This is a genomic window from Pseudomonas sp. F3-2 (assembly GCF_038804275.1).
In the GTDB taxonomy this organism is placed as follows: Bacteria; Pseudomonadota; Gammaproteobacteria; order Pseudomonadales; family Pseudomonadaceae; genus Aquipseudomonas.
On record NZ_CP152388.1, the window covers coordinates 4287068 to 4302384 of the forward strand.

The 15317-nt window shown below is 60.5% G+C and carries 15 protein-coding genes; 4 read left to right on the forward strand and 11 right to left on the reverse strand.

The genetic code is table 11. The features are described 5' to 3' along the window. The first annotated feature begins 34 nt into the window (after positions 1–34). Both AAGQ88_RS19325 and AAGQ88_RS19330 read left to right on the forward strand, forming a co-directional pair. Complete coding sequence (locus AAGQ88_RS19325) at positions 35–538, forward strand: peptidylprolyl isomerase (protein WP_285426026.1); 504 nt, start codon at positions 35–37, stop codon at positions 536–538. Positions 539–608: 70 nt separating this feature from the next. Beyond that, positions 609–1169 (forward strand): glutathione S-transferase, encoded by a 561-nt coding sequence (locus AAGQ88_RS19330; RefSeq protein WP_342655846.1) that lies wholly within the window; start codon positions 609–611, stop codon positions 1167–1169. A gap of 3 nt (positions 1170–1172) precedes the next feature. Here AAGQ88_RS19330 and AAGQ88_RS19335 read toward each other — a convergent pair whose 3' ends face one another. From AAGQ88_RS19335 to AAGQ88_RS19375, 9 genes are all read right to left on the reverse strand, one after another. Then, the gene (locus AAGQ88_RS19335; RefSeq protein WP_093464064.1) at positions 1173–1403 is read right to left on the reverse strand and encodes a hypothetical protein; all 231 of its coding nucleotides are present in this window, start codon (positions 1401–1403) and stop codon (positions 1173–1175) included. After that, positions 1400–1591 (reverse strand): hypothetical protein, encoded by a 192-nt coding sequence (locus AAGQ88_RS19340; protein ID WP_342653291.1) that lies wholly within the window; start codon positions 1589–1591, stop codon positions 1400–1402. The genes AAGQ88_RS19335 and AAGQ88_RS19340 overlap by 4 nt, the downstream gene beginning before the upstream one ends. Positions 1592–2109: 518 nt before the next feature. Further along, positions 2110–2292: a hypothetical protein gene (locus tag AAGQ88_RS19345; RefSeq protein WP_062390227.1), complete on the reverse strand. Its 183-nt coding sequence runs from the start codon at positions 2290–2292 to the stop codon at positions 2110–2112. Positions 2293–2481: 189 nt separating this feature from the next. Next, positions 2482–3648: a lactonase family protein gene (locus tag AAGQ88_RS19350; RefSeq protein WP_342653292.1), complete on the reverse strand. Its 1167-nt coding sequence runs from the start codon at positions 3646–3648 to the stop codon at positions 2482–2484. Between the two features lie 134 nt (positions 3649–3782). Beyond that, positions 3783–4082 (reverse strand): DUF5629 family protein, encoded by a 300-nt coding sequence (locus tag AAGQ88_RS19355; RefSeq protein WP_342653293.1) that lies wholly within the window; start codon positions 4080–4082, stop codon positions 3783–3785. Between the two features lie 124 nt (positions 4083–4206). Continuing rightward, a complete protein-coding gene (locus AAGQ88_RS19360; protein WP_342653294.1) occupies positions 4207–5532 on the reverse strand; it encodes an MFS transporter in 1326 nt (441 codons plus the stop codon). Between the two features lie 85 nt (positions 5533–5617). Next, positions 5618–7201, reverse strand: a complete 1584-nt coding sequence (locus tag AAGQ88_RS19365) for an aldehyde dehydrogenase (NADP(+)) (protein WP_342653295.1) — start codon at positions 7199–7201, stop codon at positions 5618–5620. Between the two features lie 200 nt (positions 7202–7401). Beyond that, a complete protein-coding gene (araD1, locus tag AAGQ88_RS19370) occupies positions 7402–8394 on the reverse strand; it encodes an AraD1 family protein (RefSeq protein ID WP_093464049.1) in 993 nt (330 codons plus the stop codon). Positions 8395–8528: 134 nt separating this feature from the next. Further along, complete coding sequence (locus tag AAGQ88_RS19375) at positions 8529–9845, reverse strand: MFS transporter (RefSeq protein WP_342653296.1); 1317 nt, start codon at positions 9843–9845, stop codon at positions 8529–8531. A 219-nt stretch (positions 9846–10064) separates the two neighbouring features. On the opposite strand from AAGQ88_RS19375, the gene AAGQ88_RS19380 reads away from it, so the two are divergent. Together AAGQ88_RS19380 and AAGQ88_RS19385 are read left to right on the forward strand one after the other, a co-directional pair. After that, complete coding sequence (locus AAGQ88_RS19380; protein ID WP_342653297.1) at positions 10065–11819, forward strand: IlvD/Edd family dehydratase; 1755 nt, start codon at positions 10065–10067, stop codon at positions 11817–11819. A gap of 194 nt (positions 11820–12013) precedes the next feature. Continuing rightward, positions 12014–12736 carry a FadR/GntR family transcriptional regulator gene (locus AAGQ88_RS19385; RefSeq protein ID WP_285426036.1) on the forward strand — a complete coding sequence of 241 codons (723 nt, stop codon included), beginning with the start codon at positions 12014–12016 and terminating at the stop codon, positions 12734–12736. An 87-nt stretch (positions 12737–12823) separates the two neighbouring features. On the opposite strand, the gene AAGQ88_RS19390 is transcribed toward AAGQ88_RS19385, so the two are convergent. Together AAGQ88_RS19390 and AAGQ88_RS19395 are read right to left on the reverse strand one after the other, a co-directional pair. Next, positions 12824–13516: a HAMP domain-containing sensor histidine kinase gene (locus AAGQ88_RS19390; protein ID WP_342653298.1), complete on the reverse strand. Its 693-nt coding sequence runs from the start codon at positions 13514–13516 to the stop codon at positions 12824–12826. Next, positions 13513–15117 carry a response regulator gene (locus AAGQ88_RS19395; protein ID WP_285426038.1) on the reverse strand — a complete coding sequence of 535 codons (1605 nt, stop codon included), beginning with the start codon at positions 15115–15117 and terminating at the stop codon, positions 13513–13515. The genes AAGQ88_RS19390 and AAGQ88_RS19395 overlap by 4 nt, the downstream gene beginning before the upstream one ends. Positions 15118–15317: the final 200 nt, after the last annotated feature.

Here is a 15317-nt window from a genome sequence, read left to right on the forward strand (position 1 = left end):
GTTGTCGCGCTGAATTTGATAGAAGGTAATACACGTGGCCAATTCCAAAGTATTTTTCGACATCACCGCCAATGACGAGCCATTGGGCCGCATTGTCATGGAACTGAATGACGACGTGGTGCCTAAAACCGCTGAAAACTTCCGCCAGCTGTGCACCGGCGAGCAAGGCTTCGGTTATAAAGGGTCTTCGTTCCACCGCGTGATCAATGACTTCATGCTTCAAGGTGGCGACTTCACCAACCACAACGGCACCGGCGGCAAATCGATCTACGGCAACAAGTTCGCCGACGAAAACTTCACCCTCAAACACACCAAGCCAGGCCTGCTGTCGATGGCCAACGCTGGCCCGAACACCAACGGCAGCCAGTTCTTCATCACCACCGTCGTCACCAGCTGGCTGGACGGCAAACACGTGGTATTCGGTGAAGTCGTCGAAGGCATGGACGTCGTCAAAGCCATCGAAGCACTGGGTTCGCAATCCGGTCGCACCAGCAAGAAAGTCGTCATCGCCGATTCCGGCGAAGTGAAACAAGACTGAGCACACGCCGTTGCCCTCCTCTGAGCCGGTGACGCCGACGCTGTACTCGTTCCGTCGTTGCCCATACGCCATGCGTGCTCGCATGGCGGTGGGTTACGCGGGGTGCGAGGTCGAGTTGGTTGAAGTCAGCCTGAAAGCCAAGCCTGCGCAGATGCTCGAGCGCTCGCCCAAAGGCACGGTGCCGGTGTTGGTCCTGCACGATCAGGTGCTGGAGCAAAGCCTGGACATCATGCACTGGGCGCTGGCCGCGAATGATCCGTCTGACTGGTTGCTGGCAAATGATCCTAGCGCCCGCCAACTGATCGCCGAGCTGATCGACGAGAACGACAACAGCTTCAAGGCTGACCTTGATCGCTACAAATACGCAGTCCGTTATCCCGAATTCACGCAGGAAGAGTACCGCCAGCGCGGTGAGGCATTTCTGCGCAGGCTGGAGTCACTGCTGGCCAGCCGCGACTATCTCGTCGCCGCCCATCTGTCGCTCGCCGATGTGGCGCTGGCGCCGTTCGTGCGCCAATTCTGCTTCGTCGACCCTGACTGGTTCTGGCAGAGCCCCTACCCTCGCGTGCAAGCCTGGTTGCAGCGGTTTCTCGCGTCGGAGCTGTTCATCAACGCGATGCACAAGCACTGATTGCTAAACGACCGCCCATTCGAAAATCGGAGAGAACAGCTCGCCATGCCGTGGCGGTGGGTTGCCGGCATTCAACTTCTGCGCCCGCTGCATTTCGATCGCCTCGGCCACTTCAGTCTTGAACTCCATGCTGCGCGCCACGCCGCCCACCGAACCCTCGCCGTGGCCCAGTAACGAGCAACCGTTGTTGATCAGGGCAAAGAACACGATCACCCAGAAGTTCGCCCCTTTCACGACGCACGCGCCTGGGTCTGGAGGGACGCGCGATCAAGTTCAACGAGGGCAGTCGGTGCCGACACCGATGAAGGTGCCTTCAGTTGTGGGTTCATGCTGGTGATGGTGACCACTGCGATGAATACAACATACAAAGCGATGGCGGTATAAGCGCCTTGTTTAAGTGAATGAAGGATGGCAGTGGCCATGTCAGTAGCTCCGGGATATGTCTGTTTCAGGCGCCCAGAATGCTTGAATGGCTCATTATTGAAAAACGATGTACAGCGATTCAAAAGATCGATTCGGTTAATGATATGCGAAGTTAATCAGACCGATAGATTCCGCCGTCACCTCATTTAATATGCCTGATCTTTTTGCGGTGCCATGCACTTGTTCTGGATAGCCGCTTCGCATTCGCGCACGTTGACGCACGTTAAATCCGGGCATAAAAAAATCCCCGTTGCTTATTCAGCGAACGGGGACCAAAGGGAGGGAATTCAACGCTTTCGCGAGCAAGCTCGCCTACATTTGACACATGGCCTGACACGCAATGGTCAGTGGGTCGCATCAACCTGTTCAAGCGAATTTGCTCGCGAAAGCGTTCGTGTTACTGCAAAGCTGTTTTACTGATCGGTGGCGCGTTCTTACAAATCCATTCCCCGGTATCGTGTACGTCTTTAACGGGGAATGGATTTACATCGAACAGGACTTTCATCAAACTTGCTTGTCATTGCTGGGTCTTGTGATCCAGAGCGGCGTAGAAGTTGGCGCTTTGTTGCAGGTACTTCGGAGTGTAGCTCTGGGTCGAGCTGATTTTTTTGTCGGTCACTTCAACACTGGCACTGGCAGGCAATGCAACAGTAGCGGAGATGGCGGACGCGGCGATGATGGAGAAGATATTGAAGTTCATGGCGTGTACCTCGGTGTCGATGTTTCGTTTCAAGTCTTGACCGTCGTGGCCGTGGAATGAAAGTTACGCCCGAGTCGCTTTCAGAAAAAATCTTTTCTGGCACTAGCCCTTATCACTTCAATTAATACATGGCTCCAGCCCTTGATTTTAAAGGGCTGGAGCCTGCGTCAACGTGTCACTTGTCACCCGTCAGCGGGTCAGGAAGCGGAAATCGGAAGGTGAATCGAAGTCGACTTTCTGCACGGTGTCACCCAGAAGACCCGTTTTGGCGTCAACCCGGACGGTCACGATCTGGTTGCTTTTCTGGTTGGCAATCAGCACGAAATGCCCGCTGGGGTCGAAGCTGAACTCACGCGGCTCCTTGCCCTCGACCGAACGGCGCTGGATTTCCTTCAGCTGGCCATTGCCCGAGTCGATGCTGAAGACCAGCAGCTCGTTGACCTCGCCACGGTTGGCGACGTAGAGGAACTTGCCGTCAGGCGAGGTGTGCAAGCCACCGGCGGCGCGGTACTGCTGGCCGTCCTTGTTCGCCAGATCGACCAGCTGAGTCCGCTTGAAGGCGCCATCGTGGTAATCGAACACAGCCACTTGCGCGCTCATTTCCATGGTCAGCCAGGCGTGCTTGCCGTCCTTGCTGAACAGCAGATGGCGCGGGCCGCTGCCGGGTGGCAAGTCAACGGACGGGGTTTTGGCCGGTTGCAGCGGCTGAGACTTTTTGCCGTCGTAGTTGAAGACGAACATCTTGTCGGCGCCCAGATCCATGGCAATCAGGTACTTGCCGTCCGGCGTCGGGACAGCCGAATGCACGTGGGACGAAGCCTGGCGTTCCGGATTGACCTTGCTGGCCTCGTGCGTCGCGGTCTGCGCGACAGGGCCAAGCTTGCCGTCCTTGCCGACCGGTACCACGGCGAGCGAGCCGCCCGGATCGGGATGCACGGCGTAGTTGGCGACGAACAGGAAGCGACCGTCCAGGCTCAGATTGGAGTGGGTCGGCTCCTCGCCTTTGCTTTCGATCTGATTGATGAACGAGACCGCATGGCTTTTCGGGTCGATGGAGAAGCTGCTCACCTTGCCTACCACGTCAGTCTGGCCGGGGCCATTTTCATTGACCGCGAACAGATGGCGCTGGTCCGGACTGAGGGTCAGCCAGGACGGGTTTTCGCTTTTGATCACCTGACGCGGCTTGGCGTCGAGCTGACCGGTCTGGGTGTTGAAGCCGAAGCGGTAGATGCCTTCGCTGGCGCCGGCGGTGTAGGCACCCACCAGCACGTCGTAGTCGGTCATGGTTCTGGCCTGAACGGAAAGGGCGGAAAGGCTGCTGGCAAGCACCAGCAAGGGCAATAATCTGGGCGTCATTGGGGCGATCTCTTGTTGGAGTTGTTGGCGCGCGGTCAGCGCAAGAATCAGGGCTATGACAGCGTTTTACGCGCAGTAGTTGCCGAGCAAGAACACGGCAGGCGCCTGGCTTGACACGCGCCTGCCGGAGGGCATCAGTCCTGCTCGTCTTCCTCATCCTCGTCACTGGCCGCAAAGGCATTGAGCACCACGATGCGATGATCGGCATTGCCACCGTTGATGACCCAGCTTTGCAGCGCTTCGTCGAACGCGGCGGCGTCGATCTGCGCCAGAGAAAACCGCCAGACCTTGCGCTCGCGGCCATCCATGCTTTCGATCTGCAGCATTTCGTCGAGTGAGAACTCGAAGGCATGCAGGCCGTCGATTTCCAGCATGCTGTGGAAGGTCAGTGCGGTTTGCAGCGCTGCGCGCAGGGTGTCTGATGATGAGGTCATGGCAGTGATTCGCGTAGGTGAAAGGGCGAATGATAGGCCAAAAGATGCCCCCGCGGCGTGCGCCCTCATCGTGTGCGAGCGTTCAGCCTGAACCCGCGATGCCGGGTTCAGGCCGATGCGGTGATCAATCCTGCACCGCTTCTTTCGCGTAGTAGCGCTTCGGAATGCCCCAGACAATCAGAGCGATCGCCAGCACACTCACGGCAAACAACGCGAACAGCGCCGGGGTTGCGGTGCCGGTCAGGTCTTTGATGCGCCCGACCATGAACGGCGCAATGATGCCGCCCAGCTGCCCCAGCGAGTTGATCAGGGCGATGCCGGCCGCCGCAGCGATGCCACTCAAAAACCGCGGCGGAATGGTCCAGAAAATCGGCATCCAGGCCACGATGCCGGTCATGATGATGGTCATGCCGATCATCAGCGGCAGCAGCTGGCCTGGAAACAGCGCACAGACCAGATACCCCCCGGCGGTCAGCGTCGCGCAGCTCGCCATGTGCCAGCGACGTTCACTGTGGCGGTCGGAACTGGCGCCGATCAACAAGTTGCCGATCACGGCGCCCACATACGGAATCACCGTCAGCAAACCGATGTTCATGGTGTCGGTCACGCCCGCGCTCTTGATCAGTTGCGGCATCCAGAACAGCAGACCGGTCAGGGCCATGACCAGGCACAGATAGATCGCCGACATGACGTAAGTAGTCGGGTGCTTCCAGATGTCTTTGACTTTCTGCGGCGTCGCTGGCGCGCTTTCTTTGGCCATGCGCGCGAGCACCACGTTTTTCTCTTCGGCGGTGAGCCAGGTGGCGTCCTCGATCCGGTCCTTGACCAGCCAGAACACCACGACGCCCAGCAGCACCGAAGGAATGCCTTCGAGCAGAAACAGCCAGCGCCAGCCCGCCATGCCCATCACGCCGTCGAAGTGTCCCAGGATCAGCCCGGCAATCGGACCGCCGACGATGCCGCACAAGGGGATGGAGCTTTTGAAGTAGGAATTGACCCGCGCCCGGCGTGAGCTCGGGTACCACTGGGTGAAGAAATACAGCACGCCGGGGACGAACCCCGCTTCCATCACACCGATCAGAAAACGCAGGGTGTAGAACCAGAACTCGGTCTGCACGAACATCATGCACGCCGACGCAATGCCCCAGGACACCATGATCCGCGCGATCCAGATGCGCGCGCCGATCCTGTGCAGCAGAACGTTGCTAGGGACTTCGAAAAGGAAATAGCCGACGAAAAACAGACTGGCGCCCAGGCCGTAGACTGTTTCGCTGAAACCCAGGTCGCTGGCCATCTGCAGCTTGGCGAAGCTGATGTTGACCCGGTCAAGGTAGGCGAACAGGAAACAACAGATGAACAACGGCACGATGCGCCAGCTCACCTTGCGGTAGATGCTGTCCTCGATCACATCGGCGTCGAGCCGTTCCAGCGGTATGGCATTGGCGGTCATGGGGCGCACCTCGTTTGTTTTTATGTGGGTGTCGGGTGGGTTGCGGTGATCGTTCCCCGCGCTGCGTAGGAACGATCACTTCGGGTCAGCCGATGGCGGCGATGGTATTCACCCCGTCCACCAGTCGCAGGATCCCCAGCGGATTGGCGTTTTTCAAGGCGTCGGGCAGTGCGCTGTCGGGGTAATTCTGGAAGCACACCGGCCGCAGATACCGATCGATCGCCAGCGTACCGACCGAGGTGCCTCGGGCATCGGACGTCGCCGGGTATGGGCCACCGTGGACCATCGAGTCCACCACTTCAACGCCGGTCGGATAACCATTGATGAGGATGCGCCCGACCTTCTGCTCCAGCAGGCCAGTCAGTTCGCCGAAACGCGCCATGTCATCACCCTCCACCAGCAGGGTCGCAGTGAGCTGACCATGAAGGCCCAGGAGTGCTTCGGTGAGCTGTGCCTGGTCGGCGACCTCGACAATGATCGAGGTGGGGCCGAACACTTCCTCCTGCAACAGTTCGTCGCCATCCAGCAACAGACTGACATCCGCTTTGAACAGCTGAGGATGGGCCTGATCGCCCGCCTGCTCGGCGCCGGCCAGATGCTCGATGCCCGCGTGTGCGTGCAGGGCCTTCAGACCGCGAACGTAACTGCTCAGCGTGCCGGCATTGAGCATCGTCTGCGGTGGCTGATCGTTGATCTGTGCCGCCAGGCGTTTCTGGAATTGATCGAACGCAGGCGAGCGCAGGCCGATGATCAGACCAGGATTGGTGCAGAACTGCCCGCAGCCCTGAACGATCGAGGCCGCCAGCTCCGACGCGATTCGCTCGCTGCGCAGCCCAAGCGCCTGCGGCAGGATGATGACCGGGTTGATGCTCGACATCTCGGCAAACACCGGGATCGGCTGAGGACGCGCGGCGGCCATGTCGCACAGCGCACGACCGCCCTTGAGCGACCCGGTGAAACCGACCGCCTGAATCGCCGGGTGCTTGACCAGCCACTCGCCGACACCGCCGCCATAAATCATGTTGAACACGCCCTTGGGCATGCCGGTTTTATCGGCGGCACGCAACAGCGCATCGGCGACCTGCTCGGCCGTCGCCATGTGACCGCTGTGGGCCTTGAACACCACCGGGCATCCGGCCGCCAGCGCCGAGGCGGTATCGCCACCTGCCGTGGAAAATGCCAGCGGGAAGTTGCTGGCACCGAACACCGCAACCGGACCGAGGCCGATGCGGTACTGACGCAGGTCCGGGCGCGGCGCGGGCTTGCGGTCCGGCAACGGCAGGTCAATGCGTGCGCCGTAGAAATCGCCCCGTCGCAGCACCTTGGCAAACAGGCGCATCTGCCCGGTCACGCGGCCACGCTCGCCCTGAATCCGGGCGGTGGGGAGCGCGGTTTCGCGACAGACCGTGGCGATGAACTCATCGCCCAGCGCGTCCAGTTCATCGGCGATGGCGTCGAGAAACTGCGCGCGGCGCTCTGCGCTGAGCGAGCGATAGGCGGGATAAGCCGACGCTGCGGCTTTGGCGGCAGCATCCACTTCTTCGACGGTGGCCTGATAAAAATCGTGGGGCAGGTTTTCGCCGGTGCTGGCGTCGACGCTGTAGACGATGATCGTGCCGGCAGCGCTGCGCGTGCCGCCGATGTAGTTGTGGCCAAGAATCTGGGTCATGAAAAGTACTCCGATAGCGTGTGATGCTGGCCAGGGGTTGTGAGAGCGTGGCTTGCCCCGCGATCTGGCGAGCAGCGGCCGCGAAACCAGCCGACACGCCGAGACAGAAACGCTCTACCGGATTTGCTGCCGGTTCCCGGCAGACTGCGGGACAAGCCTCGCTCCCACGCCCTTTGGGCAGAAGCGGATCGAGTGGTCGGTCAGAGCTGCTTGATGCCGCCGGGCTGGAACACGCCCTCGGCAGGCGCGATACCGTTCACCAACGGCGCCCCGAATTCACGCTGGCTGATCTCGAACTTGTCCCCCGGCTGGGTCTTGATGCCATCGGCGAACGACAGCGTCGCGGTGCCGAAAAAGTGCACGTGCACATCGCCCGGACGCAGGAACTGGGCATATTTGAAATGGTGATACTCAAGGTTTTCCAGGCTATGGCACATGTTGGCTTCGCCGCTGAGGAATTCTTTCTCCCACAACACCTGACCGTCCCGAAGGATGCGGCTGGTGCCCGCCAGATTCTGCGGCAGGTCACCCACGCGCAGCTCGGGCCCGAACGAGCAGGCGCGCAGTTTGGAATGCGCCAGATAAAGGTAGTTTTTGCGCTCCATGACGTGGTCGGAGAACTCGTTGCCGATGGCAAATCCGAGTCGATAGGGCTTGCCGTCGTGACCGATCACGTACAGCCCGCTCAGCTCTGGCTCTTCGCCTGCGTCTTCGGAAAAAGGCGGCTGCGGGAACGACTGACCCGGGCGGATGACAATGCTGCCGTCGCCCTTGTAGAACCACTCCGGTTGCACACCCGCCTGCCCCGCCGCCGGTTTGCCGCCCTCAAGGCCCCACTTGAAGATGCGCATGGTGTCGGTCATGGCCGACTCGTCATTGCCATGCTGGTGCATTTTGTCCCGGGCCGATGCGCTGCCCAGATGGGTCAGGCCTGTGCCGCTGACCAGCACGTGCGCGGGGTCCGGATGATCGAGCGGCGGCAGGATCTGCAGATCGGCACGCAGCTGGGAATAATCGTGGTTGTCGCCCAGACCGAGGCTGTCGACCTGTTCGGCCAGGGAGATTTTCTTGTCGATGGCCGCCAGCGCCAGATCACGCGTGCTGGTCGCGCCCTGGATTTCACGTACCAGCGCACCGTCCACCAGACCGACACGACGCTGACCATTGCCCAGCTCGAACTGTACTAAATGCATGGAATGTCTCCTTTTCAGATGGTGTGCACGGTCTCTCTAGGAGCGCGCGCTTGCTCGCGATAGCTTTTTGCCTGAGACATTTTCATGCCTGACTCAACGCCTTCGCGGGCAAGCGCGCCCCTACACAGGCCGCTTTAACGAGAACCGCGCGCGCTGGCGGCGAATTTCGATTCGGGCAAGACGGGCTTGCGTTCCAGCACGCGGTACACGACGCCGGTCAGAATCAATCCGCAGACCATGACGCCCGAGAGGAAATACAGGCCGGTGGCCAGATTGCCCGTGAGTTCTTTGAGCCAGCCGATCACGAACGGGCCGATGTAGCCGCCCAGGTTGCCCACCGAGTTGATCAGGGCAATGCCGGCCGCCGCGCTGGCGCCTGCGAAGAAACGTCCCGGCAGTGTCCAGAACACCGCCGTGCAGGAAAACAGCGAAAAGGCCACCAGACACAGCGCCGCCAGTTGCAGGACTGGCGTGCCGAGGAAGGCGCTGAGGAACAGCCCGATCGCGCCAATCACGTACAGAAACGCCAGATGGCCATAGCGATCATTGAGGCGGTCGGAGCTGCGCGGCACGATCAGCAGGCCGACGATGCCGAAGATGTAAGGCACCGCAGACACGAAGCCGGTCACCAGATCGCTGCCGCCAAATTGCTTGATCAGCGTCGGCAGCCACAGGCCCAGTCCGTAAATGCTCAGCGTCACCGGCAGGTAGAACAGCGCCAGCAACAGCACGCGCTTGTCCTTGAGTGCATGCAGCGGGTTGCCGTGGCGAGTCTGGCCGTACTCTTCCAGATCCTTTTTGAGTTCACCGGCGAGCCAGTCCTTTTCGACCGGGTCCATCCACTTCACATCCTTGGGACCGTCAGGCAGCCAGCGCAGCACCGGCCAGGTCAGCAGAATCGCCGGCGCGCCGATGCACAGGAACAGCCATTGCCAGCCGTGCAGACCGGCAACGCCCTCCATGCCCAGCAGGCCACCGGAAATCGGGCCGGTGATCATCATGGCGATAGGTTGGGAAAGGATGAACAGGCCAAGGATCTTGCCGCGATGGCGAACCGGGAACCACTGGGTGATGTAGTACAGCACGCCCGGGAAGAAGCCCGCTTCGGCCGCGCCCAGCAGAAAGCGCATGACATAGAAGCTGGTCGGACCCTGGACGAACGCCATGCCCATGGTGATCGCGCCCCAGGTGATCATGATCCGCGCGAACCAGCGCCGGGCGCCGAAGCGTTCGAGCATCAGGTTGCTGGGAATTTCGAGCAAAAAGTAACCGATGAAAAACAGACCGGCGCCCATGCCATAAGCCGCATCGCCGATGCCGACGTCCGCGCCCATGTGCAGCTTGGCAAAGCCCACAGCGGAGCGATCGACGTAGGCGATCAGGTACAACAGGATCAAAAACGGAATGAGTTTCAGGGTGATGCGACGAATAAGCCTGAGTTCCTGGCTCATGTAAGCGGTCTCCACGTTGTTTTTGTTATGGAAGCTTCGGGGATCGCCTCTGTCGTCGTGTGCGCCGTGCTGCTGTGATTGGCCTGACAGGGTCGTCCCTCGATTGGAAACGACTATATAGTAATACTATTTAAGGTTACAACTCTTCCACTCGGACGATTTTCGGCCTATTTTAGTCAGCACGCGGAGCCTTTAGTCTTACAATAAGAGTGCTGATTTATGTCCGATTCCTCATCTAATACCAACAAAAAACCAACCCTTCGTTCGGCCCAATGGTTCGGTACCGCTGACAAGAACGGCTTTATGTACCGCAGCTGGATGAAGAACCAGGGCATCGCCGACCACCAGTTCCAGGGCAAGCCGATCATCGGCATCTGCAACACCTGGTCCGAACTCACCCCCTGCAACGCCCACTTCCGGACCATCGCCGAGCACGTCAAGCGAGGCGTGATCGAAGCCGGTGGCTTCCCTGTCGAATTCCCGGTGTTTTCCAACGGCGAATCGAACCTGCGTCCAACCGCAATGCTGACCCGCAACCTGGCCAGCATGGACGTGGAAGAAGCGATTCGTGGTAACCCTATCGACGGCGTCGTGCTGTTGACCGGTTGTGACAAAACCACCCCTGCCCTGTTGATGGGCGCCGCCAGCTGCGACGTCCCGGCCATCGTCGTCACCGGTGGGCCGATGCTCAACGGCAAGCACAAGGGCAAGGACATCGGCGCCGGCACTATCGTCTGGCAGATGCACGAATCCTATAAGGCAGGCCAGATCAGCCTGGACGAATTCCTTTCCGCCGAAGCAGGCATGTCGCGCTCGGCCGGGACCTGCAACACCATGGGCACGGCGTCGACCATGGCCTGCATGGCCGAAGCGCTGGGCACGTCGCTGCCGCACAACGCCGCGATCCCCGCTGTGGATTCCCGTCGCTACGTGCTGGCACACATGTCCGGCATGCGCGCCGTGCAGATGGTCAATGAAGACCTGCGCCTGTCGAAGATCCTGACCAGGGAAGCCTTCGAAAACGCCATTCGGGTGAATGCCGCCATCGGCGGTTCGACCAACGCGGTGATTCACCTCAAGGCCATCGCCGGCCGGATCGGCGTCGATCTGGAACTGGACGACTGGACCCGCATCGGTCGCGGCACGCCGACGCTGGTGGACCTGCAGCCTTCGGGGCGCTTCCTGATGGAAGAGTTCTATTACGCCGGTGGCCTGCCCGCGGTGCTTCGCCGTCTGGGCGAAAACAACCTGATCCCCAATCCCGAAGCACTGACCGTGAACGGCAAGACGCTGTGGGAAAACGTGCAGAACTCGCCGATCTACGGCGATGACGAAGTGATCCGGGCGATCGACAATCCGCTGGTCGCCGACGGTGGCATCTGCGTGCTGCGCGGCAACCTTGCGCCACTGGGCGCAGTGCTCAAGCCTTCCGCCGCAACGCCCGCGCTGATGAAACATCGGGGCCGCGCAGTGGTGTTCGAGAACTTCGACATGTACAAGGCACGCATCAACGATCCGGACCTGGACGTCGACGCCGACAGCATCCTGGTGATGAAGAACTGCGGACCGAAGGGTTATCCGGGCATGGCTGAAGTCGGCAACATGGGCTTGCCGGCCAAGCTGCTCGCGCAAGGCGTGACGGACATGGTGCGGATTTCCGATGCGCGCATGAGCGGCACGGCGTACGGCACGGTGGTGCTGCACGTGGCGCCGGAAGCCGCGGCAGGCGGCCCTCTGGCCGTGGTGCGCGAAGGTGACTTCATCGAACTCGACTGCTCGACCGGCCGGTTGCATCTGGATGTTTCCGAGCAAGAGCTGTCGGCGCGTCTGGCCGACTGGCAAGCGCCACAGCAACTGCTGGTAGGAGGTTATCGTCAGCTGTACATCGATCACGTCATGCAGGCGGATCAGGGCTGCGACTTCGACTTCCTGGTCGGCATGCGTGGGTCGGAAGTGCCTCGGCATTCGCATTGATGCAGATCTGAGCAACGCCACTGACCTGTAGCAGCGCGCTTGCCCGCGATTGTGTCGTATCAGTCAATGCATCAGTGCCTGACAGAACGCATCGCGGGCAAGCGCGCTCCTACAGGTTGAGCGCGGCCAGATCGCAAACATTCTGCCAATGCTATGATGCGCGGCACTCACCGCTCAGGATCGCTCCCCGCCCCATGGATTACCGTAAGCCCTCCGACCGTAAAAGCATGCATTCGCGCATTGTCCAAGACATCGGCATGCAGATCGTTTCAGGCCGTTTCAAACCTGACGACAAGCTTCCTGCCGAAGCCCTGCTCTGCGAAGAATATGCGGTCAGTCGGCCAGTGCTGCGCGAAGCCACTCGCGTGCTGGTCGCCAAAGGGCTGGTCTATTCGCGACCCCGCGTCGGCACGGTGGTCAAGCCCCGCCGTGAGTGGCACATCCTCGACCCCGACGTGTTGCACTGGTTGATGCAAAGCTCGCCCCAGAACGAGTTTTTCACCCTGTTGACCAGCGTGCGCAGCATCATCGAACCTGCCGCTGCGGCTCTGGCGGCGCAGCACGCGACGCCGGACGAAATCGCTGCCATCGGCGAAGCCTATGAACGTATGGCGGCGGCACCGACCGTCGAGGACGTGCTGCAACCGGATCTGGACTTCCACAGTCGCATCGCCGACGCGACCCATAACGATTTGCTGGCGCACTTGTGCAACATGCTTTCACTGGCCCTGCGCGAGGCGCTCAAGCACTCCAACAAACGCCCGAACCTGCATGAGCTCGCGCTGCCGCGGCATCGTGCGATTCTCACCGCCATCGAAAACCGCGACGCCCTTGGCGCCCATCACGCAACGCTTGTGCAGCTGGATGATGCGCGCAATGCGCTGAACGTCGTGCTGGGGCAAAGCCTGAAGCTGTAGCGCCGCAAAAACACGCGTGCAGTCAGTGGACCGGTTTTAGCCCGCAAGCGTCTGATCGGTGGTCGACCTCAGCGAAGCGCCCCGCATTCAGGGCAGGTAGATGCTGAACAGGCCTCCGCCCAGTTCGCCGCCGTTGGCAATTTCAATATGACCGTGCACACCCTGGCGCTGGTGCTGGCGTGCGATGTTCGCTGCGAAATACAACCCCAGACCCGTACTGCCGCTGCTTTGATTGATGCCCAGCACATAGTCGCTCTGCTGTTCGATCATGTGCTCGGGGAAGCCCGGGCCGTCGTCGTTGACCGTGATGACCAATTGCTCACCGATTTGCCCTGCCTTGATCAGCACCTCACCGCGCGCGTAGCGGATAGCGTTGATGACCACATTGGAAATCACCGACCCCACCAGCTCGCGGTCGAAGAAACCCGGCAGGCCGAAGTCGTCAACCTCGAAACGGGCAGCGATCCCGCGACTGTCGAGCACCTCTTGATGCAGCGCCAGCTGAGCTTCGATGAAGTCGTCCAGCTCGTGATAATCCGGCCGCAACGGCAGCTGATTCACGCCCAGTTTGTACAGCCCGAGCAGCTGCACAAGCATGCCGTTCAGGTGCGCGAATTCGTAGTCGATCACGCCCTGTTCCGGCGTGCCGCGCTGAGCCTCGGGCAACTGCCGGATCCACTGCCCGTGCGCCTGAATCAGCGACGCCAGCGAATTTTTCATGTCGTGGACGGTGGAGGCGATCACCATCGAAAAGTCGAGCCCCGGTTGCTGATCCGTCATTCGCCGAATGCCCTGAGTCGCAGTTTCTGATATCGGTCGTATCGAGGGTCGGTGTCGGGCATTTTCCCGACCATCTTCAGACTGTTCTGACACTCTTGCAGGCTGGCCGTGTCCAGGTTCTGCACGCCCATGTGCAGCAGCGACTGAGCCATGTTCAACGCGATACTGATGTTCTTCGGTTGCAGCGCCAGCGCCTGACGGAACATGTCCTGGGCTTCCCCCAGTTTGCCCGCGCGGTAGCTGCGAATGCCCTGCATATTGAGATCGACCGCGGCCTTGCCGGCGCTGAGGATTTCCGGGTCATCGGTCTGTTTGGCGATGCTCTGCATCACGGTCGGATCATCGCCGTAGATTTCCGCACAGCTTTTCAGTACCCCGGCGCCAGCCGCTTCCTGGCCCAGCTGCTTGAGCTGCGACGCCACGGCAAGCGCGGCGTCGGCACTGAGAAACTGCTCCATGCCTTCCAGCCGCGCCATCGCCTGCTCGGTCAGCTTGGCGGCCATTTCCGGATCCGACGACGCCACGCTGGTCGCCTTCATCAGGCGCGCACGCACTTGCAGGCCGGCATCGTTGGTGTGTTCCTTGGCGACTTCGCTCAGGGTCTGGTTGATCTCCACGCGGGTGCGCGCATCCAGACCGCGCTCGCCGCCGCGACTGATCAAGGCCTGCGCCAGGCCCAGATTGGTTTCAGGGTCCTTGAAGCGGGAAAACTGCCCCTGCGAGACCGCCTGACGATAGGCCTTGGACGCGCCGTCGAAGTCCTGGTTTTCCAGGGCCAGCTTGCCCAGCAGACGCTGGCGGCGCACGGCATACGGCGACAGCCGCACGGCCTCTTCGAGCATCTTTTGCGCACGGCGGTTATCACCGCTGGCCATCAAAACGTCTGCCAGACCGTCGAACAACACGGGCATGGTGTTGAACGTGCGGATCGCCTCTTCGTAAACCGTCTGCGCCTCGGCATTGCGACCGCGCTTGAACAGCAGCTTGCCGAGCGCGGCGAATGCCCAAGGCTGCGGGCGGTCAGCGAGAATCGACTTGAGAAACGCTTCCAGCGGCTCGTGCTGATTGAGATCACGCAGCGCATCGGCTTTGTAGCGCAGACAGAGCGGCGCAAAACGAGGGTCCTGTTTGGTCAGGTTCACACACGCCGCCAGCACTTCGGCGGGCTTGCCGCGGTCAAGCGCCTGCAGGATCGGTTTGAGCAGATTTTTGCGCTGAACGATCTTTTCCAGCCGCTGAGCCAGACTGGCGCGGTTGAAAGGCTTGGTCAGATAGGCATCCGGCTCCCACTCCAGCGCACTCATGACCATGGCCTGGCTGTTTTCCGCCGTGACCATGACGAAGACACTTTCGTGGCTGATCAGCTTGTCGGTCATCAGGTCTTCAAGCACCTGCTGGCCGTTTTTCTTGCCGTCACCCAGATTGAAGTCGTGCAGGATAAAGTCGTAGCGCTTCTGCGAGCACATCTTCAGCGCTTGCTCACCGGTGTCAGCGGTATCCACTTCCTTGACGCCCAATTCACGCAGCATCGACCTGACCGAGCTACGGAAATCGGAGAAATCATCGACGATCAGAAAGCTTTTTTGGTTCCACGCCAGCATCGAGATTCCTGTCACGGGAGTAAAAATAGCCCGAAGGCGTTACACGAAAGATCGGCCAGCCAGCGCCCGTTTTTTGCGGTGCCGATGATAGCCAACATCAATTTGCCATCAAGCTATTTCACGCTAGCCAGGGCCTTTTTGCATGCGGCATGACGCCGCTCGTCCGGGTTATCGGCGGCACGACGGTAAAGCTTAGGTGA